Genomic DNA, 1,563 nt, shown 5'->3' with positions numbered 1-1,563 from the left:
CGTTTTCTACCAAAAGACAACCCTTTTATAAGATGGTTTAGGGAAATTAGGGCATACTTAAATAGACCTACTGATTTTAGCTTTTTTCGTGATAAAATACTATTGAATCAGTTGATTTTGGTGGAACTTATATTGATATGATTCGTTGTATTTACACATGCCATATATCGTTCTTAATAAACGATGTATACAGGCGATGGCAGTTTTCTTGGGCGAAGAAGACTGCTTTTTTGTTTGGTAGTAATAGTAGTCAGCGATATGGCATTTTCTATGAGTCAAAGTACAAGTTTTAACTATTTGGAAGATACATTGATATAAAAGCTTTCGCGCAATCTTATTTCCTCGCTTACTGATCGTATCTGAACCCGTAAATAGCCCTGATTCGTAGTGTCTAAGATCAATACCAATGAAGGCATTAATCTGATTAGCATTATCAAAGCGGCTAATATCACCTATTTCTGCGATTATTCTAATGGCTGAGGGTTGAGCTATTCCTGGTATGGAACAGAGATATTTGAATACTGGAAAGGTCTCCCCAATTTCAATCATCTTTTTAATAATTTGTGCTTTACTAGCCACTACAGCTAATATTTGATGACCGAGTTGAATTAGATAGCTTGAGTTAGGAGCATCGCTCCTAACACTTGGAACGGCTTTTACTGCATAAGAATGGAGTAATTCGGCATACTTTTTCCAGTTAGTTCTAGGATGCTGCTTTGAAAGATTATCTTTTAGCCTTTCCGTAACCTGTTCAAGACTAGTCTGTAAAACTTGGTCTGCATGCGGGAAAATAGTAAACAGTTCGTAGAATAAGGGAATATCCTTAGCTACTGGGAAACCTTTAACTGGGAAGGTCTGTTGTTGAATTTTATCAAACCGATTCTTTAAGGTAACGATATCGTGGTTTTCATTTTCATACCATCGATCTAACTGATAGAGCTTTTCATAAGCTTCATTGCGGACGTAGGATGGCTGAAAATTATCACTAATAGCGATACGGGCCAACTTAATTGCATCAACGCGATCGGTCTTATTTTGTCGCAGACCGGTACTTAGTTGTCTGGCAACCAATGGATTAATACATTCAAATCTAAAATGTAGTTCGTTTAAAAAACGGACCAGTTTATTAGAGTAGATACCAGTTGCTTCGAAAACAATCTGAACAGCGTTCAGCTGTTTATTTAAGATATGAAAAAGGCTTTTAAAGCCTGCTGCACTACTATCAACTTGATACGTACTTAATAATTCAGCATCAGTATTTAAAATTGCGATGTTGAGTTTATAAGCACTGACATCAATGCCCACACCAACGATTTTATGAGTCATAAAACACCTCCATTGAAGTTATTAGATGCATGATCTGATTATTTAATTTTCTAAACCCGACTTTTAACAGCCAATATACTTAGAGCAAATGTTCAGATCTTTTTTTAGGGACGGCCATTTTCGGCTAAGGCAGTATTATTTGCCCAACGCGTTCGCGACCTTTTGTCCCATCCTCAATGTATCAAAAAAGGAGCCAAAATACCGTCGCATTTTGACTCCCTTATCTTAGTATATTTC

At 36.6% G+C, this 1,563-nt stretch carries 1 protein-coding gene; it reads right to left on the bottom strand.

All coding sequences use genetic code 11. From position 1 onward, the window contains the following. Positions 1–99: 99 nt before the first annotated feature. Complete coding sequence (locus tag FFM73_RS12485; RefSeq protein ID WP_137631940.1) at positions 100–1,326, bottom strand: IS110 family RNA-guided transposase; 1,227 nt, start codon at positions 1,324–1,326, stop codon at positions 100–102. Positions 1,327–1,563 lie beyond the last annotated feature (237 nt).

Origin of the sequence: Secundilactobacillus hailunensis (assembly GCF_005405185.1) — a bacterium.
GTDB classification, from domain to species: domain Bacteria; phylum Bacillota; class Bacilli; order Lactobacillales; family Lactobacillaceae; genus Secundilactobacillus; species Secundilactobacillus hailunensis.
This window is presented reverse-complemented; position numbering and strand designations above follow the sequence as displayed.

What these genes read in the sequence shown, in the direction of transcription:
- FFM73_RS12485 (WP_137631940.1), bottom strand. Translation starts at nt 1,326, where the DNA reads ATGACTCATAAAATCGTTGGTGTGGGCATTGATGTCAGTGCTTATAAA.